This window comes from Cupriavidus necator N-1, from assembly GCF_000219215.1.
In the GTDB taxonomy this organism is placed as follows: Bacteria; Pseudomonadota; Gammaproteobacteria; order Burkholderiales; family Burkholderiaceae; genus Cupriavidus; species Cupriavidus necator.
This window is the reverse complement of sequence record NC_015726.1, coordinates 1400859-1423108: the sequence shown is the minus strand read 5'-3', so window position 1 is coordinate 1423108 and position 22250 is coordinate 1400859. Positions and strand designations below refer to the sequence as shown.

Genomic DNA, 22250 nt, shown 5'->3' with positions numbered 1-22250 from the left:
CGGCATTCATCGTTACACATTGATACAAGCTTTACTATGAGAGGAAACGCGCGAACTCGCTGACCGGTTCACGTTCCGTGGTCAGTTGGTTCTCGATCGCTTCCGGGTCGGCAAAACCCAGTGACATGCCGCACACCACCATTTCCTCCGGCGGCAGCCGCAGGTGACTGCCGATGATCTTGTGGAATTGCGTGAACGCCGCCTGCGGGCAGGTATCGAGCCCCCGCGCCCGGGCGGCGACCATGATGCTTTGCAGGAACATGCCGTAGTCCAGCCAGCTGCCCTGCTCCATGATGCGGTCGATGGTGAAGATCATCCCCACCGGCGCATCGAAGAAACGGAAGTTGCGCGCATGCTGTTCATGCATGCGCGCCTTGTCTTCACGGCTGATCTCAAGCAGCCCGTACAGGTCCCAGCCCACCTTGCGCCGCCGCGACAAGTAGGGATCGGCCCACTCGCGCGGGTAGTACGGATACTCCTCCAGGTACTTGCTGTCGCGCTCGGGGTCTTCGTAGGCGCACAGCACATCGGCGCACAGCTTGGCCTTGGCCTCGCCGGACAGCACATAGACGCGCCACGGCTGCGTATTGGTGCCCGACGGCGCACGGCTGGCCACGGCCAGGATTTCTTCGACGGTCCGGCGCGGCACCTGCGTATCGAGAAAGGCCCGCACCGAACGCCGCGTCAGGATCGCGCGATCCACGCAGTCCACGGCATCCTGCGAACCGAATTGCACCTCGTGGGACATCTTGTTCATCTCCTGTTGCCCCGTTCCCACCCTTGCCCGCCCGCCACCGCGTCGGTCATCACCAACGGCAGCAGCGCCTCGCGCAGCGGCTCGGGCAACGGCACCGGCCGGCGCGTGGCGCGATCGACATAGACGTGGATGAAATGCCCCTGCGCGGCGGCGATCTCGTTGTCGCCGCTGAACAGCCCGACCTCATAGCGCACGCTCGACGTGCCCAGCCTTGCCACGCGCAGGCCGGCCACGACGGTCTCGGGGAAGCTGAGCGACGAGAAGTAGTTGCACTGCGTCTCGATCACCAGCCCGATCGTGTCGCCCGATGTGACATCGAGCACGCCCTGCCGGATCAGGTAGGTATTCACCACGGTATCAAAATAACTGTAGTAGACAACGTTGTTAACGTGGCCATAGACATCGTTATCCATCCAACGCGTGGTGATCGGCTGGAAGTACGGATAGGCACTGCGCGACTCGGCTTGCGGTTTCATGAGACGTGGACGGAACAGGATGGAATAGGAATACTCTGAAGTAGCCGCGTACGCGACTCGAACGCGCCGCGGCTAGCGGCGGATGACAAGTGCGACACCCAGCGCCGCGAGCACCATGCCGGCAGCGGCTAGCGGCGGAAAGCGCTCGCCGAAGAGCAGCCAGGCCATCACTGCGGTAGTGGGCGGCGTCAGGTACATCAGGCTCGACACCTTGGTGGCCGCGCCCTGCCGGATCAGCAGGAACAGCAGCGAGATCGCGCCGATCGACAGCGCCACCACCGACCACGCCATGGCACCGAACATCGCGGCACTCCACTGCACCGCGCGGGTCTCGAACAGGAACATGAACGGCACGCACGCAAGTGCCGCCGCGGCGAACTGGATCACCGAGCCCATGCGCAGGTCGAACACCGGGCAGTAGTGCTTCTGGTAGACCGTGCCGACCGTGATGCTGAGCAAGGCGCCACCCGCCAGTGCCAGGCTTGCCGGCGTGAGCCCGCTGGCACCCAGTTTGTTGGCCACCACCAGTGCCACGCCGGCAATGCCCAGCAGCAACCCCAGCCACTGGCGCGCGCCGATGCGCTCACCCATGCGCGTGGCGATCAGCGCGGTCAGGATCGGCTGCATGCCGACGATCAGCGCCGATACGCCGGCGGGCATGCCAAGCTTGATCGCCGCCCAGACGCCGCCCAGGTAGCCCGTCTGCAGCAGCAGCCCGGCGACGGCGATATGGCCGACGGCGCGCCAGTCCGTTTCCGCCTTGCCTGGCAGGCGCGGCAGCGGCACGCGCGCCAGCAGCACGAATGGCACCATCAGCACCACCACGCCGGCAAAGCGCAGGAACAGGAAGGTCATCGGCTCCGCATACGGCATGCCGTATTTGGCGACGATAAAGCCGGTGCTCCAGATCAGCACGAACAGCCACGGCATCGACGCCACCCACAGGGTGGCGCGGGCGCTTGCCGCTGCGCCGCCTTGCTCCATCACGCCACTCATGAGGCCAGCGCCACCTGTGCATGGCGCGCGTGATATTGCGCGGCTAGGCTCACAGTCTGCGCGTGGACCGCAACCGTATCCTCGATCTGGTTGCCGTAGCCGCCCGCCATCGCCACTGCCACCGGCAACTGGCGTGCATGCGCGGCATCGAACACCAGCCGGTCGCGCCGTGCCAGGCCCGCCAGGGTCAGCCTGAGCCGCCCGAGGCGATCGCCCTCATGCGGATCGGCACCGGCCAGGTAGATGAGCAGTTCAGGATCGAAGCGACTGAACAGCGTGTCCAGCGCCGCCTGCAGCGCCTGCGCATAGGTGTCGTCGTCGCAGCCGTCTGGCAGGCCGACGTCCAGGTTGCTGGCTTCTTTGCGGAACGGATAGTTCTTCTCGCCATGCAGCGACAGCGTGAACACGGAGGGATCGCCTTGCAGGATCGACGCGGTGCCGTTGCCCTGGTGCACGTCCAGGTCGACCACGGCCACGCGGCGCACGGCACCATCGCGCTGCAGCACGCGGGCCGCAATGGCGGCATCGTTGAACACGCAGAAGCCGCCGCCCTTGTCGGCATACGCATGGTGGGTGCCGCCCGCCAGGTTCACGGCAACGCCTTCGCGCAGCGCCGTCCGGCAGGCCTCGATGGTGGCGCCGGCGGAGCGCCGCGAGCGTTCCACCATGGCCTCGGACCACGGGAAGCCGATTTCGCGCTGGCGCGCCGCGTCGAGCGTGCCGGTTGACGCGGCCTGCACGTACCCGGGCGTGTGCGCCAGCAACAAGGCGTCGTCGCCCGCGCGCGGCGCCTCCACCAGGCGCAACCCCGGCACCTGCGCCGCGACGGCATCGCGCAGCATGCTGTACTTGCGCATCGGGAAACGGTGCCCGGGTGGCAGTGGCAGCACAAAGTGGTCGGCGTAGAAAGCGAGCATGGAAGTGGCCTGGGCGGTTCGGTTCACGTCTTGTTGGATTCCCGGCGGCGGCCAGCCGTGCGGGCGCGGGCAATCCGGGATGGTAGCACCCCTGCCCGGCCATCGCCGGAGCGTGCCGGGATAGCGCAGCCGCCACATCCGTACATCGTCTGCAACGCTCTTTTGTGCATCGCACAAAATCCACTTGACATTGAATCCGGCGTCTCTACAATAGGAATTGTTGCGGCGCACCAAACAAGAAATGCGCCTTGACCCACCCACACGCCTGGGCTGGCCGAATCCGGCACAACACCGTCACGGCCCTGACATCTAGGCGGCTTAATTTGCTAGACCTTGAAGTTCACCACTGGAGACCAGCAATGATCCTCACCCCGGAACAAGTTGCAGCAGCGCAAAAGGCCAACCTCGAAACGCTGTTCGGCCTGACCACCAAGGCGTTTGAAGGCGTCGAAAAGCTCGTCGAGCTGAACCTGCAGGTCGTCAAGACCTCGTTCGCGGAAAGCGTCGACAACGCCAAGAAGGCACTGTCGGCCAAGGACGCGCAGGAACTGCTGGCCATCCAGGCCGCAGCCGTGCAGCCGGTTGCCGAAAAGACCCTGGCCTACACGCGCCACCTGTATGAAATCGCTTCGGAAACCCAGAGCGAGTTCACCAAGGTAGCCGAGGCCCAACTGGCCGAAGGCTCGAAGAACGTGCAAGCCCTGGTCGAGAACCTCGCCAAGAACGCCCCGGCCGGTTCGGAATCGACCGTGGCCATCGTGAAGTCGGCGATCTCCGCTGCCAACAACGCCTACGAGTCGGTGCAGAAGGCGACCAAGCAAGCGGTCGAAATCGCTGAAACCAACTTCCAGGCTGCGGCAACGGCTGCCACCAAGGCTGCCCAGCAAGCCAGCGCCACGGCCCGTACGGCCACGGCGAAGAAGACGACGGCTGCCTGATAGCAGTCTGCGTTGAAGATGGACCGGCTACGGCCGGTCCGTTGCCAAAGCATATCGACGCCTGGCGTTTGCGGTGTGCTTTGCCAACGATGAAGGTAGTGCCCTGACTGAGTTGCACCGGCGCTGCCTTGTCTGCCGATGTCTCCTCGGTACCGCGGTCTCCTTGTCCAAAGGTATCGTTAAACCCGACCTCTACAGGTCGGGCTTTTTTTTGCGCTTCCCCCTTCCACCAGGTTGGTCCCAGCGACCTGCGGCTGTGGGCCCTGCGCCTGCATGCCGGCTTATTCCCCGATGTACACAGGAATCCGCCGCCGCCCGAACTGACGCTCAAAATTCCCGAAACGTCCTGCAATCTGCGCAAAGCAGTCCGGGCAAGTTCCCGTGGGCGTCAGGCGATAGCTTTCGATCGCATGCCAGTCGCGCACAATGAGCTGCGCGCGGCAAACAGGGCAATACGTGGTGGCACCGGCAGTATCGTGGACGTTGCCGGTGTAGACGTAATGCAGCCCCTCCGCCAACGCGTGCTTGCGAGCGCGCGCAAGGGTGGAGCATGGTGTCGGCGGCACGTCGCGCATCTTGTAGTCCGGATGGAATCCGGTGAAGTGCAGCGGAACGTCGGGGCCAAGCTCCCTGGCGATCCACTGGGCCTCGGCGCGAATCTCGTCATCGCTGTCGTTCTTGCCGGGAATGAGCAGCGTCGTGATCTCCAGCCAGACATCGGTTTCGTGTTTCAGGTACTGGAGCGTCTCCAGTACCGGCTGCAGGTGCGCCCCGGTGAAGGCAACATAGAACGCGTCGGTAAAGCCTTTCAGGTCGACGTTTGCCGCATCCATCCTGGTGTAGAAATCACGCCGCGCCTGGGCGCCCATATACCCGGCGGTCACTGCCACCGCCTTGATCCCCAGTTCGTGGCAGGCATCGGCTACGTCCATGGCGTATTCGGCGAAGATCACCGGGTCGTTGTAGGTGAAGGCCACGCTCTTGCAACCATGCGCCGCCGCCGATGCGGCGATCGCTTCGGGCATGGCCGCATCGGCCAGGGTCTCCATCTCGCGCGATTTACTGATATCCCAGTTCTGGCAGAACTTGCAGGCCAGGTTGCAGCCGGCCGTGCCGAACGACAGGACGGCGGAGCCCGGGTAAAAGTGGTTGAGCGGCTTCTTCTCGACAGGATCGATACAGAAGCCCGACGAGCGGCCGTAGGCGGTCAGCACCATCCGATCGCCGACCCGCTGGCGCACGAAGCAAGCGCCGCGCTGCTCGCCGTGCAGGCGGCAGTTGCGCGGGCACAGGTCGCATTGCATGCGGCCGTCATCCAGGAAATGCCAGTAACGGCCGGGGTAGCTCCCTGAACCGGGCACATCCTTCATGGATGGTCCTTGTGCGGCTTGCTGATCACGGTTACCGACAACACATCCAGGTCGAAGAACGGGCTGTCCGCCGGAGGCGGGGGCAATCCGGCACCCCAGCCGGCGATGGCATGCTTGATGTACTCTGCCATCTGCTCGTCGGCAACGTCCCTGGGCTGGTCGATCATCACGACATAGCGGCGAGTGCTCATGGCGGATCCTTTATGGCGCCCATGACAGGCAACCATGGTGGCATCACGAACGTGTCCGGCATCATCGATCCCGGCGACCCCGTTCACGCGGCGTTCAGCGATATACCAGCACCGGAATCTTGCTGTGGGTCAGTACCTTCAGGGTTTCGCTGCCGATCAGCAGACCCTTCACACCCCTGTGTCCATGAGATGCCATGACAATCAGGTCACAATCCTTTTCTTCGGCAGCCTTGATGATGGCATCGTAGGGGTGGTCGTCGACCACGCTGCTGGTGTCACAAGGCACGCCTGCCGCGGCGGCCTCTCGGGCGATGCCGTCCAGGTATTTCGATGCGTCCTCGAGGACCGCCTCTTCGAACTGCTCTCGGGTGTCGGTGAGCATTTCGGTGTGGTAAGTCGTGATGTGGAAATCCGGGCAGGCGCGCACCGCCGTAATGCTGGCTTGCGTCTCCTGCGCGAACACCAGTGCCTTGCGAAAGGCCGCTTCGGCCAGTGCGGAGCCGTCTACCGCAACAAGAAGATGCCTGAACACGTCGTGCCTCCTTGTCAGCTGAACGGTAGCCACACGGGGGGCCACCGGATCCCGCCAGCAGACATCTGGCAAGCGAACGGCCGCGTGCGAATATGCAGTGCCGCCCTCGGTTGCATTGAGGTGCATGCCGGCTGCATTCAGTATAGGCAGCGAAGATCTTGCGCCGCTCCTGTCGCAAACTGCATCCCGGCCGCGATGCAAGCGGTTGTGGCACCAGATCTCGCGGACGCCGCCAAATCCTGGCGGTTAATTGCATAATTGCCCATGAGAAAGCCCGCCTGGACAGGCGGGCTTTCTCGCTTGCGGCGACCGGCGCTCAGCGCTTGCGCGGCGGCGGCACGTCAGTACACGTACCTTCATAGATCTCCGCCGCCATGCCGATCGACTCACCCAGCGTCGGGTGCGGATGGATGGTCTTGCCGATATCCACCGCGTCGGCGCCCATCTCGATCGCCAGGCAGACCTCGCTGATCAGGTCGCCGGCATGCGTGCCGACGATGCCGCCGCCGATCACGCGATGGGTTTCCTCGTCGAAGATCAGCTTGGTGAAGCCCTCGTCGCGGCCGTTGGCGATGGCGCGGCCCGAAGCCGCCCAGGGGAACACGCCCTTGCTGTACTTGATCCCATTCGCCTTGCATTCGTCTTCGGTCAGGCCGGCCCAGGCCACTTCCGGATCGGTGAAGGCCACCGACGGGATCTGCTTGGCATCGAAGTAGGCCTTCTCGCCATGGGCGGCTTCCGCCGCCACGTGGGCTTCGTGCACGGCCTTGTGCGCCAGCATCGGCTGGCCGACGATATCGCCGATCGCAAAGATATGCGGCACGTTGGTGCGCAACTGATTGTCGACGTTGATAAAGCCGCGGTCGGTCACGGCAACGCCTGCCTTCTCGGCGCTGATGCGCTTGCCGTTGGGCGAGCGGCCTACCGACACCAGCACCAGGTCGTAGCGCTGCGGCTCGGCCGGTGCGGCCTCGCCTTCGAACTTGACGTAGATGCCGTCCGATTTGGCTTCCACGCCGACGGTCTTGGTCTTCAGCATGACCTTGCCGAAGCGGTCCTTGTTTTTCTTTTCCCAGACCTTGACCAGGTCGCGGTCAGCGCCGTTCATCAGGCCGTCGAGCATTTCCACGACGTCGATGTCGGCACCCAGCGTGCTGTACACCGTGGCCATTTCCAGGCCGATGATGCCGCCGCCAATGACCAGCATCTTGTTGGGCACTTCGGGCAGCTCCAGCGCGCCGGTCGAGTCGACGATGCGCGGGTCTTCGGGGATGAAGGGCAGCTTCACCGCCTGGCTGCCGGCGGCGATGATGGCCTTCTCGAAACGGATCACGGTCTTCTTGCCGGTGGTCTGCTTGCCCTCGCCTTCAGTCAGCTCCACCTCCAGGTGATGCGGGTCGAGGAAATTGCCGACGCCGCGCACCACCTGCACCTTGCGCGCCTTGGCCATGCCGGCCAGGCCGCCGGTCAGCTTGCCGACCACCTGGTTCTTGTAGTGGCGCAGGCCGTCCAGGTCGATCTTGGCTTCGCCGAACAGGATGCCGTGCGCAGCCAGCGCCTTGGCTTCGTCGATCACGGCGGCGTTGTGCAGCAGCGCCTTGGACGGGATGCAGCCCACATTCAGGCAGACGCCGCCCAGGGTGCCGTAGCGCTCCACCAGCACGGTGTTCATGCCCAGGTCTGCGGCGCGGAAAGCGGCCGAATAGCCGCCGGGGCCGGCGCCCAGCACCAGCATCTCGCACTGGATATCGGCGCCGCCGCTGTGGCTGGCGGCGGCAGGAGCCGGGGCCGGAGCAGCCGCCGCGGGTGCGGGAGCCTGCGCCGGTGCCGGGGCTTGCGCGGGCGCCGGGGCGGCCGCGGCCTGCTGGGCCTCGATGGTGCAGATCACCGCGCCCTGGCCGACCTTGTCGCCGACCTTGACCTTGACCTCAACCACCTTGCCGGCGGCCGACGACGGCACGTCCATGCTGGCCTTGTCGGATTCCAGCACGATCAGGGACTGTTCCACTTCGACCGTGTCGCCGGCCTTGACCAGCACCTCGATCACTTCCACCGCGTCGAAATCGCCGATATCCGGCACCTTGACTTCGATCACACTCATGTTTGCTCCTCTATGCGCGCCCGCCTCTCGGCTTCAGGGCGCGCCGTCGTTGTTGGTTGCCGCGCTGTCGGGTGCTGTATTGCCGGTCGACGGATTGCCACCCGCGGTACCGCCAGCCACCGCCGCCGGTGCGGCGTCACCCTCGTGCAGCCGCACGGTGTGCACCTCGATCGGCCCCGCCGAACTCTTGTCGAACTCCACGCCCGCATCGACGCCGATACGCGCGATCTCGCCCGCATCCAGGTCCGGCCGGTCATAGACCGCATGCATCGCGCCCAGCGCGTAGTTGCGGCCCGAGCCGATGCCCCAGAAGCGGTCGAACGAAAACACCTCGCGGTACGAATAGACGCCGAAGATGCCCGCCGGATTGGCGATCAGGCATACGATCTGCGACGACTCGTAGGGATCGTCCTCGTCTTCCTTGGTGTTGACGAAATAGTCCGACTTCAGCTTCTCATGCACCTTCAGGAAGGTGCGGAACACGTCGTCGCGCGAGCCCAGCCGGCACTCCTCGCCCAGCCCCGCCAGCAGCGTGCGCATGACCGGGAAGTGCGCGGTGGTCCCGGCCAGCGCGATAAAGCCGTCGCCCACCGGGAACACCTTCTGGTTGCGCTCGTAGGCACGCGACAGGCGCGTGTCGCCAAAGGTGACCAGCGCGTCTGCCGCGATGGCCACCTCGGCGCCCTTCCTGACGACCACGCAGGTAGTCATGGCTCGCTCCCGGTTGCGCGTGGTGCGCCGGGCAGGCCAGGCCGTCGGCCTGCCCGGCGCAACCCCGCTTACAGCAGGATCCGGCGGAAATCCGCCAGCAGTTGCCCGAAGTACGTGTTGAAGCGCGCGGCCTCGGCACCGTCGATGACGCGGTGGTCCCACGACAGCGACAGTGGCAGCGTCAGGCGCGGCACGAACTGCTTGCCGTCCCACACGGGCTTCTGGTACGACTTGCACACGCCCATGATGGCCACTTCCGGCGCATTGATGATCGGCGTGAAGTACGTGCCGCCAATGCCGCCCAGCGACGAGATCGAGAAGCAGCCGCCCTGCATCTGGTCCGGCTTGAGCTTGCCGTCGCGTGCCAGCTTGGCCAGTTCGTTCATTTCCTGGCTGATCTCCAGCACGCCCTTCTTGTCGGCGTCCTTGATCACCGGCACGACCAGGCCGTTCGGGGTGTCCGCGGCGAAACCGACGTTGAAGTACTTCTTCAGCACGAGGTTGTCACCGTCCAGCGAGGCATTGAAGTTCGGGAACTTCTTCAGCGCCGCCACCGTGGCCTTGATCATGAAGGCGAGCATCGTCACCTTGATGCCGGCCTTTTCGTTTTCCTTGTTCAGCTGGACGCGGAAGGCTTCCAGTTCGGTGATGTCCGCTTCGTCATGGTTGGTGACGTGCGGGATCATGACCCAGTTGCGGTGCAGGTTGGCGCCCGAGATCTTCTTGATGCGCGACAGGGCCTTGCTTTCGACCTCGCCGAAGCGGGTGAAATCGACCTTCGGCCACGGCAGCAGGCCGAGCTCGCCACCACCGGCACCAGCCGCGGCGGCCTGCGCGGGCGCGGCGGCCTGGCCGCTCATCACGCCCTTGACGTAGCCCTGCACGTCTTCCTGGGTGATACGGCCCTTGGGGCCGGTACCCGGCACGCGCGACACGTCCACGCCCAGCTCGCGTGCGAACTTGCGCACCGAGGGGCTGGCGTGGGCGGCCTTGCCGATTGCGCCAGCGGCGGCCGGCGCGGCAGCAGGCGCTGCGGCCGGAGCCGGGGCGGCGGCTGCGGGGGCCGGCGCCGGTGCGGGCGCGCTGGCAGCCGGAGCCGGAGCCGGTGCCGCGGCGGCAGCGGCCGGGGCGGCGGCTGCGGCGGCGCCTTCCAGGATCAGCAGCAGCGTGCCTTCGGCGACGTTGTCACCGACCTTGACCTTGACTTCCTTGACCACGCCGCCTTGCGGCGACGGCACGTCCATGGTGGCCTTGTCGGACTCCAGCGTCACCACGGCGTCTTCGGCATTGATGGTGTCGCCCGCCTTGACGTGAACTTCGATGACCGGCACGGCGTCGTAGTCGCCGATATCAGGCACCTTCACCTCGATGATGCCGCCACCGCCAGCCGGCGCTGCGGCCGGAGCCGGCGCGGGGGCTGCGGGGGCTGCGGCGGCTGCCGGGGCCGGTGCAGCGGCGGCAGGCGCCGGTGCGGCTGCAGGCGCGGGCGCAGCAGCGGCCTGGCCGGCCGGCTCCAGCATCACCAGCACCGAGCCTTCGGCGACGTTGTCGCCAACCTTGATCCTGACTTCCTTGACCACGCCGCCCTGCGGCGAGGGCACGTCCATGGTGGCCTTGTCCGACTCCAGCGTCACCAGCGCGTCTTCCGCGTCGATGCTGTCGCCGGGTTTCACATGCACTTCAATGACGGGAACGGCGTCATAGTCGCCGATATCCGGCACCTTGATTTCAATCGCTTGACTCATTCAGTGTCTCCTGGGCAGGCCGGCACGCGCGACGTCCGCAAGCGGCGAGATTACCTTCGCCGCCCGCTTCTGTCACGCCGCCATGCCGCAAGGCGCCGTCCGGGCTCTGGCCGGGGCGCCCGCGGCACGGCGTTGCCGTACTGCGGGGGTTGGTGCTGGCTGCCGGATCAGACCGACATCGGGTTGGGCTTGTTCGGATCGAGGTTGTACTTCTTGATGGCCTCGGCGACCTTGTCGCGGCCGATCGCACCCTCGTCGGCCAGCGCCTTGAGCGCGGCCAGCGTGACCCAGTAGCGGTCCACTTCAAAGAAGTGGCGCAGCTTCTCGCGCGTATCCGAGCGGCCGAAGCCGTCGGTGCCCAGCACCACATAGCGGCGCGGCACGAACGGACGGATCTGCTCGGCAAAGGCGCGTACGTAGTCGGTGGAGGCGATCACCGGGCCGCGGGCCGACTTCAGGCTCTTGGCCACGTGCGATTCGCGCGGGGTCTCGGTCGGGTGCAGCAGGTTGAAGCGCTCGACGTCGTGGCCTTCGCGGGCCAGTTCGGTGAAGCTCGGGCAGCCCCACAGGTCCGACTCCACGCCCCAGTCCTTCTTGAGGAGGTCAGCAGCGGCGATCACTTCGCGGAAGATCGTGCCCGAGCCCAGCAGCTGCACGCGCGGCGCGTTGCTGTTCTCGACGCCCTTGCGGAACTGGTACATGCCCTTGACGATGTCCTGCTCTACGCCAGCCGGCATTTCCGGATGCTCGTAGTTCTCGTTCATCACCGTCAGGTAGTAGTAGACGTCTTCCTGCTCGGCGTACATGCGGCGCAGGCCGTCCTGCATGACCACCGCCAGTTCGTACTGGAAGGTCGGGTCGTACGAGATGCAGTTCGGGATGGCGGCGTGGAACACGTGCGAGTGGCCGTCTTCATGCTGCAGGCCTTCGCCGTTCAGCGTGGTGCGGCCGGCGGTGCCGCCCAGCAGGAAACCGCGCGAGCGCATGTCGGCAGCGGCCCAGCACAGGTCGCCGATCCGCTGGATGCCGAACATCGAGTAGTAGATATAGAAGGGGATCATCTGCACGCCGTGCGTCGAGTACGACGTGGCGGCGGCGATCCAGTCGCACATGGCGCCGGCTTCGTTGATGCCTTCCTGCAGCACCTGGCCAGTCTGCGATTCCTTGTAGAACATCAGCTGGTCATGGTCTTCCGGCACGTACTTCTGGCCTTCCTGGTTCCAGATGCCGACCTGGCGGAACAGGCCTTCCATGCCGAAGGTGCGCGACTCGTCCGGGACGATGGGCACCACGTGCTTGCCGATCTGCTTGTCTTTCAGCAGGGTGTTCAGGATACGCACGAAGGCCATGGTGGTGGACACTTCTCGGCCCTCGCCGGTGGCCTTCAGCAGCGCCTCGAACGCGGACAGTTGCGGGACCGGTAGGGCTTCGGCCTTCTGGCGGCGGGCCGGCAGGTAGCCGCCCAGGTTCTGCCGCGCCTGGCGCATGTATTCCAGTTCCTTCGAACCTTCCGGGAAGGTGATGTACGGCACATCTTCCAGCTGGTCGTCGGCAACGGGGAGATTGAACTGGTCGCGGAACTTGCGGATCGCGTCCACCGGCATCTTCTTCTGCTGGTGGGCCACGTTCATGGCCTGGCCGGCGTCGCCCATGCCATAGCCCTTGATGGTCTTGGCCAGGATCAGCGTGGGCTGGCCCTTGTGCTCGCTGGCAGCCTTGTAGGCGGCGTAGATCTTGTGCGGATCGTGGCCGCCGCGGTTCAGGCGCCAGATATCGTCGTCGGACCAGTCGGCCACCATCGCCTTCAGTTCAGGCGTGTTGAAGAAATGCTCGCGGACGTAGGCGCCGTCCTTGGCCTTCATAGTCTGATACTCGCCGTCGACGCATTCCATCATGCGCTTCATCAGCAGGCCCTTGGTGTCGCGCGCCAGCAGGGAATCCCACTTGCTGCCCCACACCACCTTGATCACGTTCCAGCCGGCACCGCGGAATTCGGATTCCAGTTCCTGGATGATCTTGCCGTTGCCGCGCACCGGACCGTCCAGGCGCTGCAGGTTGCAGTTGATGACGAAGACCAGGTTGTCGAGTTTCTCGCGGCCGGCCATGCCGATCGCGCCCAGCGATTCCGGCTCGTCGGTCTCGCCGTCGCCCAGGAAGGCCCAGACCTTGCGGTCGCCGGCCTTGGCCAGGCCGCGGCTGTCCAGGTACTTCATGAAGCGGGCCTGGTAGATGGCCATGATCGGGCCCAGGCCCATCGACACCGTCGGGAACTGCCAGAAGTCCGGCATCAGCCATGGGTGCGGGTAGGACGAGATGCCCTTGCCGTCCACCTCCTGGCGGAAGTTGTCGAGCTGGTCCTGGGTCAGGCGGCCGAGCAGGAAGGCGCGCGAATACACGCCCGGAGCCGAGTGGCCCTGCACGAAGACCAGGTCGCCGCCGCTGGCTTCCGACGGGGCGCGCCAGAAGTGGTTGTAGCCGACGTCATACAACGTGGCAGCCGAGGCGAACGACGAGATGTGGCCGCCGACGTTGGTGTGCTTGTTCGCGCGCAGCACCATCGCCATGGCGTTCCAGCGGGTGTACGAGCGGATGCGGTGCTCGATGTCCTGGTCGCCGGGGATGCGGGCCTGCTGCTCGACCGGAATCGTGTTGATGTACTGCGTCTCGGCGTGGAACGGCTGGGTGACGCCGTTCACGCGTGCGTATTCGATCTGCTTGTCGATCAGGAAAGCGGCGCGCGCCGGACCTTCGGCGGCCAGGACGCCCTGCAGGGCGTCGAGCCATTCATGGGTCTCCTGGGGATCGGCGTCGTTGGCGCTCGAGGCGCCGAGAATCTGCTCTGGTACGGCGGACATGACTGTCTCCTGGGTGAATTCTTTGCTTCCGCGCCCGCGCTGGCAGCGCCTGGACACGACTTTACGTATGACTCGCACCGACTTGCGGATCCGGTGCCATGCCGCCTTGCATCGGGCCGCCGCCGGGAAACCTGTTCCGGTCTCTCCGCGCGGCAGGCACATGGCTACCGCCCGCATTCTGGGGTCGAACCGATTCTATGGAAGCGCAAAGTCCAACACAAGTGAAATTTTCAAATTGCGATATCGTTTTTTATAATGTGGAATTATGCGGCAGCGCACCAAGAATCACCACCGGACCGGCCCGCCATGCGCCATAAGCCTGCCCGCACCGGCCGCAGCAGCAATGTTTTCATTGGCGCTTTCCCCAAGCGACGCACCGCAATAATCTCGGTACACTGGTCGGTCAGCCGTCAATCCCTCCCATGCCGTTTTTCGACCGACTTCTCTCCAGCCTGCGTGCAGCCATGCTTCCTCCCGACGCGTCGGGATCAGCCAAGGCGGCCGGAGGCGATCCCGCGCACGCCCCTTCGCCGGCGGCCGGACTGGGGCCGATCGAGGCGCTGGGCCCCGACGACGGCGCCCCCGTGGCCGCACCGCGCGGGCTGTGGTGGCTGCGCTGGCGCAACCTGGTGGCCACCAGCTGGTTCATGTTCATCCCGCTGGTTGCCATCGTACTGTTCACGGTGGCCATGGGCGTGATCCTGTGGTCCCTGCACGAGACCGAGCGCCAGCAGCAACGCGACGCCCTGTACCGCGACGCCGCCTGGGCACAGCAGCGCGTGCGTCTGTCGCTGCTGAGCAACCAGGACCAGCTGGCCTCGCTGGCGCGCGACATCGCCGCCGCGCAGCTCGAGCAAGGCGCCTACCGCACCGCGGCGCAGGAAATCCTGCGCGAAAACCCCGAGATCGTCTTCATCAACTGGCTCGATGCCACCAAGCGCGGCCGCTGGTCGCTGCCATCGACCTCGGAATTCGCCAGCCGCCTGCGCGAGACCCAAGACCAGCCGCTCGAGCCCGAAGTGCTCGACACCTTCGACGCCGCGCGCGAGACCCAGCGCGTGGTCTATTCGCGCCCGCTGGTCAACGACCGCGGCGACAGCTTCATGCTGATGGAAGTGCCGATCGTGCGCGACAACGAGTTCCTCGGCACGCTCGGCGCGCTGTACTCGATCAACGGCATCCTGACGCACCTGCTGCCGCCCGAGCTGACCGAGCGCTACCGCTTCTCGCTGATCGACAAGAACAACCAGACCCGCGCCAGCACCTCATTGCGGCCAGTGCCGGGCAATGCGCTGTCGTACGAGGTGCTGCTGGATCCGCCGGGCCACTCGCTGTCGCTGCGCGCCGATGCCTACCCGTCGGCGTCGAACCTGCCCAACAACATGCTGCTGTGGCTGGTGGTGGGGCTGTCGTGCTTCCTGCTGTGGAGCCTGTGGAGCATGTGGCGCCACACCAGCCGCCGCTCCGAGGCGCAGCGCGCGCTGCTGGCCGAGACCTCGTTCCGGCGCGCGATGGAAAACTCGATGCTGATCGGCCTGCGCGCGCTCGACCTGAACGGCCGCATCACCTATGTCAACCCGGCCTTCTGCCGCATGACCGGCTGGCAGGAGAACGACCTGGTCGGGCGCCTGCCGCCCTTCCCCTACTGGCCGCCCAACGACCAGCAGGAGATGCAGAAGCAGATCGACCTGACCCTGCAGGGCAAGTCGCCCGCCGGCGGCTATGAGATGCGCGTGATGCGCCGCGACGGCAGCAGCTTCTATGCGCGCATGTACGTGTCGCCGCTGGTGGACAGCCGCGGCCGCCATACCGGCTGGATGAGCTCGATGACGGACATCACCGAGCCCAAGCGCGCGCGCGAGGAACTAGCCGCGGCGCATGACCGCTTCACCACGGTGCTGGAGAGCCTGGACGCCGCGGTGTCGGTGCTGGCCACCGACAAGGCGGAGCTGCTCTTTGCCAACCGCTATTACCGGCAGCTGTTCGGCTGGGAGGCCGAGGGCCACCTGAAGCTGGCCGGCGACGACCTCGACAAGGACCAGGTCTCCAGCGACAACACCGACTATGTCGACGCCTATGCCGGCCTGCCGGCGTCCGAGCTGATGCCGTACGCATCGGATGCGCGCGAAGTGTTCGTGCCGGACATGCAGAAATGGTTCGAAGTGCGCCGCCGCTATATCCAGTGGGTCGACGGCCACCTGGCGCAGATGCAGATCGCCACCGACATCACCGCGCGCAAGGCCGCCGAGGAAATGGCGCGCCAGCATGAAGAGCGCCTGCAGTTCACCAGCCGCCTGACCACCATGGGCGAGATGGCGTCGTCGCTGGCGCATGAGCTGAACCAGCCGCTGGCGGCCATCAACAACTACTGCATGGGCGCGGTGGCGCGGCTGCACTCGGGCCGCAGCACGCCCGAGGACCTGATCCCGGTGCTGGAGAAGACCTCGGCCCAGGCGGTGCGCGCCGGCACCATCATCAGCCGCATCCGCGGCTTCGTGAAGCGCAGCCAGCCGCAGCGGCGCGAGGCCGCGCTGCACGACATCGTCGCCGACGCGGTAGGCCTGGCCGATCTGGAGGCCACGCGCCGCCGCGTCACCATCCTGACCCGCCTGCCAACCCCGCCGCTGACGGTCTATGTCGACCCGGTGCTGATCGAGCAGGTGCTGGTGAACCTGCTCAAGAACGCCGTGGAAGCCATGGCCGGCCTGCCGGCTCTGCATGCCGGCGGCGTGGTGCGCCTGCACGCGCGGGTGGAGCCGGGCGAGATCGGCGACAACGTCCATATCGACGTGATCGACCAGGGGCCGGGCGTGGACGAAGCCACCAAGGAGCGCCTGTTCGAACCCTTCTTCAGCACCAAATCCGACGGCATGGGCATGGGGCTGAACATCTGCCGCTCGATCATCGAGTCGCACCAGGGCCGCCTGTGGGTGGAGAACAATGCCGACGGCATCGGATGTACATTTAAAATCATGCTGCCGCTGCAATCGGCGCTGGCCGAGCATTAAGCCGAACCACAGGCCCTGTTGCCGGGGCCTTCGCGCCCGGGCGTACCCAAGGATTCCAGAAAAAGCCGGCCCGCCCCGTTTCCCCACGGATGTGGGGGGCCTGTCTCGCCACAGAGGGCCGCTGCCGGTTACACTTCGCAGCAATGAATTGTTGTCCCGAGGAGACTACATGACCGCAACGCCAAACCCCACGCCCCACCGCGGCGAGACCGTGTTCATCGTCGACGACGATGAAGCCATGCGCGACTCGCTGACCTGGCTGCTGGAGGGCAATGGCTATCAGGTGCGCAGCTTCACCAGCGCCGAGCAGTTCCTCGCCGCCTACGATGCCAGCCAGGTGTCGTGCCTGATTCTCGACGTGCGCATGCCCGGCATGAGCGGCCCGGAGTTGCAGGAGCGCATGCTGGCCGAGCAGATCGACATTCCCATCGTCTTTATCACCGGCCACGGCGACGTGCCGATGGCGGTGTCGACGATGAAGCGCGGCGCCATCGACTTCATCGAAAAGCCCTTCGACGAGTCCGAGTTGCGCGCACTGGTCGAGCGCATGCTGACCAAGGCCCGCACCGACCATTCCGCCGCACGCGAGCAGCGCGCCGCCAAGGACCTGCTGGGCAAGCTGACCACGCGCGAACAGCAGGTGCTGGAGCGCATCGTGGCCGGCCGCCTGAACAAGCAGATCGCCGACGACCTGGGCATTTCCATCAAGACCGTGGAGGCGCACCGCGCCAACATCATGGAAAAGCTCAACGTCAACACCGTCGCCGACCTGCTGCGCCTGGCGCTGTCGCGCAACAGCTGAGCGGCCGGCGCCTGCCTCCGCCTGACCCGGTGCGGCCCGCGGCCGCACCGGCTGCCCTCTCCGCGCGCCGTCCGGCGCCGCCTCTGCATCCCCTCAGTCCCGTCAGCGGTCCAGGTATTCCTCGTCCCGGAACGTGACGACCCATTGTGGCCGATAGACCACAAAAATCGCCACCAGCATGCCGGTCAGGAAGGCCTCGCCAAAGGCCAGGATGACGGCTGCCGTCAGGGTTTCGGCAACGCTCCATGGCGGGCCCGGCGCCGTCAGGTGGCGCCAGCCGGCTTCCGCCGCACTGGCGCCCAGCGCGGCCAGCCCGGCCGTGAAATAGCCGTGCCCCAGGATAAAAACGAACGGATGGCGTGGCAGCAGGCGCCGCATCATTGCCTGCAGCGCCGCGGAGATCAGCGCCGGCAGCAGCGCCAGCCAGACGTAGCGCACCCACAGCGAGGGCCAGTCGAACTGGGCCCAGCCATGCCCGGCCAGGTATTCGAGCCCGAACAGCGACACCACGTCCACCACGAACAGCGACAGCAGCGCCAGCGGCAGCCCGAACAGCGTCACCATCAGCGTGGCGCCGAGCAGCTGGATCACCAGCCCGCCGACCAGCGTGGCGCGCAACGTCCACAGCAGCGCCACCAGCACCATCGCACCCAGCCAGGCGTTCTGCAGCGCATTGCGCCGCAACAGCTGCCAGGGCCGGCGCGTCAGCGCCCACAGCAGTGCCGCCAGGGACAGCAACAGCAGCAAGGGGTGGGACAGCAGGGACGGCAGCGCGGTGTGCATGCGGCCGATGCTACCAGCGCTGCCCCCGCCCGGCCCTTGCACCCGGTCAAGCTCCGTGCGGCAAGCCCCACGCAACCTTTATAATTCCGCCTTTAGCCCAACCCGCGCTCCGGCGCGCGGCGGCACCTCCACCTCCCGGCCACGAACCCGCCCAGCCTCCATGCCTGCCCACCTGATCGACGGCAACGCCCTTGCCAAACAAATCCGCTCCGAAGCCGCCCTGCGCGCCGCCCGCCTGACTGAGCGTGGTCACCGGCCCGGCCTGGCCGTGATCCTGGTCGGCGAGGACCCGGCCAGCCAGGTCTACGTCCGCAACAAGGTCAAGGCCTGCCAGGACAACGGCTTCCATTCCTCACTCGACCGCTACCCGGCCGACCTGTCGGAGGCGGAACTGCTGGCCCGCATCGAGGCACTGAACCAGGACCCCAACATCCACGGCATCCTGGTGCAGCTGCCCTTGCCCAAGCATATCGACAGCCACAAGGTGCTTGAAGCCATCGCGCCGGAAAAGGATGTCGACGGCTTCCACGTGGCCAATGCCGGTGCGCTGATGACCGGAGCCCCGCTGTTCCGCCCCTGCACGCCCTACGGCTGCATGAAGATGCTGGAATCGGTCCAGTTCCCGCTGCGCGGCGCGCGCGCCGTGGTGGTGGGCGCCTCCAATATTGTCGGCAAGCCGATGGCGATGCTGCTGCTGCAGGCCGGCGCCACCGTCACCATCTGCAACAGCAAGACGCGCGACATCGGCGCCCACACCCGCGACGCGGATGTGGTGGTGGCCGCGGTCGGCAAGCGCAACCTGATCACCGCCGACATGGTCAAACCGGGCGCGGTGGTGATCGACGTGGGCATGAACCGCGACGACAACGGCAAGCTGTGCGGCGACGTCGACTTTGCCGGCGTGCGTGAAGTCGCCGGCTACATCACGCCGGTGCCGGGCGGGGTCGGGCCGATGACCATCACCATGCTGCTGGTCAATACGCTGGAAGCCGCCGAGCGCGCCGCCGGCTGAGGCCGCGCGTACGATACGCCACCCGGGGCTCTGGAAAATCCAGCGCCCCGGCCCCATCTGCGGGAATATTGCCCGATCGAGGCCAGCCAACCGAGAACACGCCATGGACCAAGCCGCCAACGCTACCAATCCTCTGCTGGACTTTTCCGACCTGCCCCGCTTTGCAGAAATCCGGCCCGAGCACATCAGCCCGGCGCTGGACGTGCTGCTGGAACGCGCCCAGCAGGCCGTCGCCCGGGCCGAAGATCCGGCCACGCCCGCCGACTGGGCCAGCGCCGTGCAGGCGCTGGAAGCGGCCACCGAGCCGCTGGGCCGCGCCTGGGGCGTAGTCAGTCACCTGAGCGCCGTGGCCGATACGCCCGAACTGCGCCGCGCGCACGCCGAGAACCTGCCGCGCATGACCGAGTTCTGGTCCTCGCTCGGCCAGAGCCTGGCGCTGTACGACAAGTACAAGGCGCTGGCCGCCAGCCCGGAGTTCGCCGGCATGAGCGCGGCGCGCCACCAGCTGATCGAGAACGAACTGCGCGGCTTCCGCCTGGGCGGTGCCGAGCTGCCTGAGGACAAGAAGCCGCGCTTCGCCGAGATCCAGGAGCAGCAGGCCCAGCTGTCCAAGGCCTTCTCCGACCACGTGCTGGATGCCACCAACGCCTACGCGCTGCATGTCGAGGACGAGGCCCGCCTGTCCGGCCTGCCCGACGACGCCAAGGAAGCCGCCCGCCATGCCGCAGAGAAGGATGGCAAGGCCGGCTGGAAATTCACCCTGCACTTCCCGTCCTACTTCCCGGTGCTGCAGTACGCGGACGACCGCGCGCTGCGCCAGACCCTGTACGAAGCCAACGTCACGCGCGCCTCGGAACTGGGCCCGCAGCATGGCCAGGGCCAGGCCGACTGGGACAACACCGCCAATATGCGCGAGCAGCTGGCCCTGCGCCGCGAAGAGGCGCAGATGCTCGGCTACCAGTGCTACGGCGAAGTCTCGCTGGTGCCGAAGATGGCCGAATCGCCGGCCGAGGTGTTGAAGTTCCTCGACGAGCTCGCCGTCAAGGCGCGCCCCTATGCCGAGAAGGACTGGGCCGAGATGAAGGCCTTCGCCGCAGCAGAGCTGGGGCTGCCTGAACTGGCTCCGTGGGATGTCGCCTATGCCTCGGAGAAGCTGCGCCAGCAGCGCTATGCGTTCTCCGAGCAAGAGGTCAAGCAGTACTTCCCAGAAGCGAAGGTGCTCGAGGGCCTGTTCGGCGTGGTGCAGAAGCTGTTCTCGGTGCGCATCGAGCCCGAGCAGGCGCAGACCTGGCACAAGGACGCACGCTTCTTCCGCGTCACCACCGCCGACGGCACGCTGCTGGCCCAGTTCTACATCGACCTGTACGCGCGCGAAGGCAAGCGCGGCGGCGCCTGGATGGACGACGCGCGCGGCCGCAAGGTGCTGGAGCAAGGCGGCGTGCAGACGCCGGTGGCCTACCTGACCTGCAACTTCTCCGCGCCGGTGGGCGGCAAGCCCGCGCTGTTCACGCACGATGAAGTGATCACCCTGTTCCATGAGTTCGGCCATGGCCTGCACCACATGCTGACGCAGGTGGGCGAGCTGGGCGTGTCGGGCATCAACGGCGTGGAATGGGATGCGGTGGAACTGCCGTCGCAGTTCATGGAGAATTTCTGCTGGGAGTATGAGGTGCTGACCGGCATGACGCAGCACATCGACACCGGCGCGCCGCTGCCGCGCGCGCTGTTTGACCGCATGCTGGCGGCCAAGAACTTCCAGAACGGCATGATGACGCTGCGCCAGATCGTGTTCTCGTCGTTCGACATGCACCTGCACACCGACTTCGACCCGGCCGGCGCCACCTCGGTGCTGGACCTGTCGCGCCAGATCAACGACCGCGTGCACGTGGTGCCGCAGCATCCGCTGTCGCGCTGGCCGAACACCTTCAGCCATATCTTCGCCGGCGGCTATGCGGCGGGCTACTACAGCTACAAGTGGGCCGAGGTGCTGTCGGCCGACGTGTACGCAGCGTTCGAAGAGGCCGCGCAGCTGTCGGGCAGCGTGCTCGACAGCGAGACCGGTGCGCGCTACCAGCGCGAGATCCTGTCGGTCGGCGGCAGCCGTCCGGCGATGGACTCGTTTGTCGCATTCCGCGGCCGCGCGCCGCAGATCGACGCGCTGCTGCGCCACGGCGGGATGGCAGCATGAGCGCCGCCGCCCTGCCCGCCAGCGGCCCGCTTCGCATTGCCAGCTGGAACGTCAACTCGCTCAAGGTGCGCCTGCCGCAGGTGCTGCAATGGCTGGCCGAGCAGGACCAGGCCGGCGCGCCGATCGACGCGCTGTGCCTGCAGGAACTGAAGCTGCCGGACGACAAGTACCCGCTGGCCGAGCTGGAGAACGCGGGCTTCCACAGCATCTACACCGGGCAGAAGACATACAACGGCGTGGCCATCCTCGCCCGCGACGCCAGCATGCCCGGCCCCGCCGACGTGGTGCGCAACATCCCCGGCTTCGAGGACGCGCAGCAGCGCGTGATCGCGGCCACGTACGGCGACGTGCGGCTGGTCTGCGCCTACTTTCCCAACGGGCAGGCGCTGGACTCGGACAAGTTCGTCTACAAGCTCAAGTGGCTGGATGCGATGACGGCCTGGCTGCGCGAAGAGATGAAGCGCTACCCGAAGCTGGCGCTGCTGGGCGACTTCAATATCGCGCCGGAAGACCGCGACGTGCACGACCCCAAGAAATGGGAAGGCCAGAACCTGGTCTCGCCACAGGAGCGCGCTGCATTCGCCGCCCTGGTGGAACTCGGCCTGGCGGATGCGTTCCGCCAGTTCGAGCAGCCCGAGAAGGCCTTCTCGTGGTGGGACTACCGCATGATGGCATTCCGCCGCAATGCGGGCCTGCGCATCGACCACATCCTGCTGTCGCCGGCATTGACCAGCGGCTGCAGCGCCTGCGTGATCGACCGCGTGCCGCGCACGTGGGAGCAGCCGTCGGACCACACGCCGGTGGTGGCCACACTCAGCTGCGGCTGAACGCGCCGCTGGCGCCGCGCGCAGGTTCAGGCAAGTCCGGA

The 22250-nt window shown here is 66.3% G+C and carries 18 protein-coding genes; 6 read left to right on the top strand and 12 right to left on the bottom strand.

What is annotated here, in order from left to right; genetic code table 11:
• Positions 1 to 34 precede the first annotated feature (34 nt).
• The 4 genes from CNE_RS06865 to CNE_RS06850 form a co-directional block, all read right to left on the bottom strand.
• Positions 35 to 757, bottom strand: coding sequence for a nitroreductase (locus CNE_RS06865; protein ID WP_013956401.1), 723 nt, complete (start codon positions 755 to 757; stop codon positions 35 to 37).
• Positions 754 to 1233, bottom strand: a complete 480-nt coding sequence (locus CNE_RS06860) for an acyl-CoA thioesterase (protein ID WP_013956400.1) — start codon at positions 1231 to 1233, stop codon at positions 754 to 756. Before CNE_RS06860 ends, CNE_RS06865 begins: the two co-directional genes overlap by 4 nt.
• A gap of 72 nt (positions 1234 to 1305) precedes the next feature.
• Positions 1306 to 2229 carry a DMT family transporter gene (locus tag CNE_RS06855; protein WP_013956399.1) on the bottom strand — a complete coding sequence of 308 codons (924 nt, stop codon included), beginning with the start codon at positions 2227 to 2229 and terminating at the stop codon, positions 1306 to 1308.
• Entirely contained in the window at positions 2226 to 3146 is a 921-nt protein-coding gene (locus tag CNE_RS06850; protein ID WP_041228360.1) for a histone deacetylase family protein, read from the bottom strand. Before CNE_RS06850 ends, CNE_RS06855 begins: the two co-directional genes overlap by 4 nt.
• Positions 3147 to 3505: 359 nt before the next feature.
• Between CNE_RS06850 and phaP1 the strand changes: the two genes are divergently transcribed.
• On the top strand, positions 3506 to 4084 hold the full coding sequence (gene phaP1 / locus CNE_RS06845; RefSeq protein ID WP_013956397.1) for a TIGR01841 family phasin PhaP1: 579 nt from the start codon (positions 3506 to 3508) through the stop codon (positions 4082 to 4084).
• A 281-nt stretch (positions 4085 to 4365) separates the two neighbouring features.
• Here the strand turns inward: phaP1 and amrS are convergent, their stop codons facing one another.
• The 7 genes from amrS to aceE form a co-directional block, all read right to left on the bottom strand.
• Positions 4366 to 5454, bottom strand: a complete 1089-nt coding sequence (gene amrS, locus CNE_RS06840) for an AmmeMemoRadiSam system radical SAM enzyme (protein ID WP_013956396.1) — start codon at positions 5452 to 5454, stop codon at positions 4366 to 4368.
• Positions 5451 to 5645 (bottom strand): hypothetical protein, encoded by a 195-nt coding sequence (locus tag CNE_RS06835; RefSeq protein ID WP_013956395.1) that lies wholly within the window; start codon positions 5643 to 5645, stop codon positions 5451 to 5453. The genes amrS and CNE_RS06835 overlap by 4 nt, the downstream gene beginning before the upstream one ends.
• A 94-nt stretch (positions 5646 to 5739) precedes the next feature.
• The gene (locus tag CNE_RS06830; protein ID WP_041227872.1) at positions 5740 to 6177 is read right to left on the bottom strand and encodes a universal stress protein; all 438 of its coding nucleotides are present in this window, start codon (positions 6175 to 6177) and stop codon (positions 5740 to 5742) included.
• Positions 6178 to 6493: 316 nt separating this feature from the next.
• Positions 6494 to 8278 carry a dihydrolipoyl dehydrogenase gene (gene lpdA, locus CNE_RS06825; protein ID WP_013956393.1) on the bottom strand — a complete coding sequence of 595 codons (1785 nt, stop codon included), beginning with the start codon at positions 8276 to 8278 and terminating at the stop codon, positions 6494 to 6496.
• 33 nt (positions 8279 to 8311) lie between these two features.
• The gene (locus tag CNE_RS06820) at positions 8312 to 8989 is read right to left on the bottom strand and encodes an Ntn hydrolase family protein (RefSeq protein ID WP_013956392.1); all 678 of its coding nucleotides are present in this window, start codon (positions 8987 to 8989) and stop codon (positions 8312 to 8314) included.
• Positions 8990 to 9057: 68 nt separating this feature from the next.
• Positions 9058 to 10734 carry a dihydrolipoyllysine-residue acetyltransferase gene (aceF, locus tag CNE_RS06815; RefSeq protein WP_013956391.1) on the bottom strand — a complete coding sequence of 559 codons (1677 nt, stop codon included), beginning with the start codon at positions 10732 to 10734 and terminating at the stop codon, positions 9058 to 9060.
• A gap of 167 nt (positions 10735 to 10901) precedes the next feature.
• Positions 10902 to 13589 carry a pyruvate dehydrogenase (acetyl-transferring), homodimeric type gene (gene aceE, locus CNE_RS06810; protein WP_013956390.1) on the bottom strand — a complete coding sequence of 896 codons (2688 nt, stop codon included), beginning with the start codon at positions 13587 to 13589 and terminating at the stop codon, positions 10902 to 10904.
• Positions 13590 to 14011: 422 nt separating this feature from the next.
• Here aceE and CNE_RS06805 point away from each other — a divergent pair, with 422 nt between their 5' ends.
• Positions 14012 to 16597, top strand: coding sequence for a PAS domain S-box protein (locus CNE_RS06805; RefSeq protein WP_013956388.1), 2586 nt, complete (start codon positions 14012 to 14014; stop codon positions 16595 to 16597).
• Between the two features lie 169 nt (positions 16598 to 16766).
• On the top strand, positions 16767 to 17399 hold the full coding sequence (locus CNE_RS06800; protein WP_010813074.1) for a response regulator transcription factor: 633 nt from the start codon (positions 16767 to 16769) through the stop codon (positions 17397 to 17399).
• A gap of 102 nt (positions 17400 to 17501) precedes the next feature.
• Here CNE_RS06800 and CNE_RS06795 read toward each other — a convergent pair whose 3' ends face one another.
• Entirely contained in the window at positions 17502 to 18182 is a 681-nt protein-coding gene (locus tag CNE_RS06795) for an energy-coupling factor ABC transporter permease (protein WP_013956387.1), read from the bottom strand.
• A gap of 160 nt (positions 18183 to 18342) precedes the next feature.
• Between CNE_RS06795 and folD the strand changes: the two genes are divergently transcribed.
• From folD to xth, 3 genes are all read left to right on the top strand, one after another.
• Positions 18343 to 19194: a bifunctional methylenetetrahydrofolate dehydrogenase/methenyltetrahydrofolate cyclohydrolase FolD gene (gene folD, locus CNE_RS06790; protein ID WP_013956386.1), complete on the top strand. Its 852-nt coding sequence runs from the start codon at positions 18343 to 18345 to the stop codon at positions 19192 to 19194.
• Positions 19195 to 19297: 103 nt separating this feature from the next.
• Positions 19298 to 21382: a M3 family metallopeptidase gene (locus tag CNE_RS06785; RefSeq protein ID WP_013956385.1), complete on the top strand. Its 2085-nt coding sequence runs from the start codon at positions 19298 to 19300 to the stop codon at positions 21380 to 21382.
• Positions 21379 to 22209 (top strand): exodeoxyribonuclease III, encoded by an 831-nt coding sequence (gene xth, locus CNE_RS06780; RefSeq protein WP_013956384.1) that lies wholly within the window; start codon positions 21379 to 21381, stop codon positions 22207 to 22209. The genes CNE_RS06785 and xth overlap by 4 nt, the downstream gene beginning before the upstream one ends.
• Positions 22210 to 22250: the final 41 nt, after the last annotated feature.

Bases quoted from the DNA above. Each gene is read 5' to 3' on its own strand.
- lpdA (WP_013956393.1), bottom strand. From the start codon at position 8,278: ATGAGTGTGATCGAAGTCAAGGTGCCGGATATCGGCGATTTCGACGCG.
- CNE_RS06855 (WP_013956399.1), bottom strand. From the start codon at position 2,229: ATGAGTGGCGTGATGGAGCAAGGCGGCGCAGCGGCAAGCGCCCGCGCC.
- CNE_RS06835 (WP_013956395.1), bottom strand. From the start codon at position 5,645: ATGAGCACTCGCCGCTATGTCGTGATGATCGACCAGCCCAGGGACGTT.
- folD (WP_013956386.1), top strand. From the start codon at position 18,343: ATGCCTGCCCACCTGATCGACGGCAACGCCCTTGCCAAACAAATCCGC.
- amrS (WP_013956396.1), bottom strand. From the start codon at position 5,454: ATGAAGGATGTGCCCGGTTCAGGGAGCTACCCCGGCCGTTACTGGCAT.
- CNE_RS06865 (WP_013956401.1), bottom strand. From the start codon at position 757: ATGAACAAGATGTCCCACGAGGTGCAATTCGGTTCGCAGGATGCCGTG.
- CNE_RS06850 (WP_041228360.1), bottom strand. From the start codon at position 3,146: ATGCTCGCTTTCTACGCCGACCACTTTGTGCTGCCACTGCCACCCGGG.
- aceE (WP_013956390.1), bottom strand. From the start codon at position 13,589: ATGTCCGCCGTACCAGAGCAGATTCTCGGCGCCTCGAGCGCCAACGAC.
- phaP1 (WP_013956397.1), top strand. From the start codon at position 3,506: ATGATCCTCACCCCGGAACAAGTTGCAGCAGCGCAAAAGGCCAACCTC.
- CNE_RS06805 (WP_013956388.1), top strand. From the start codon at position 14,012: ATGCCGTTTTTCGACCGACTTCTCTCCAGCCTGCGTGCAGCCATGCTT.
- CNE_RS06820 (WP_013956392.1), bottom strand. From the start codon at position 8,989: ATGACTACCTGCGTGGTCGTCAGGAAGGGCGCCGAGGTGGCCATCGCG.
- CNE_RS06800 (WP_010813074.1), top strand. From the start codon at position 16,767: ATGACCGCAACGCCAAACCCCACGCCCCACCGCGGCGAGACCGTGTTC.
- aceF (WP_013956391.1), bottom strand. From the start codon at position 10,734: ATGAGTCAAGCGATTGAAATCAAGGTGCCGGATATCGGCGACTATGAC.
- CNE_RS06860 (WP_013956400.1), bottom strand. From the start codon at position 1,233: ATGAAACCGCAAGCCGAGTCGCGCAGTGCCTATCCGTACTTCCAGCCG.
- xth (WP_013956384.1), top strand. From the start codon at position 21,379: ATGAGCGCCGCCGCCCTGCCCGCCAGCGGCCCGCTTCGCATTGCCAGC.
- CNE_RS06795 (WP_013956387.1), bottom strand. From the start codon at position 18,182: ATGCACACCGCGCTGCCGTCCCTGCTGTCCCACCCCTTGCTGCTGTTG.
- CNE_RS06785 (WP_013956385.1), top strand. From the start codon at position 19,298: ATGGACCAAGCCGCCAACGCTACCAATCCTCTGCTGGACTTTTCCGAC.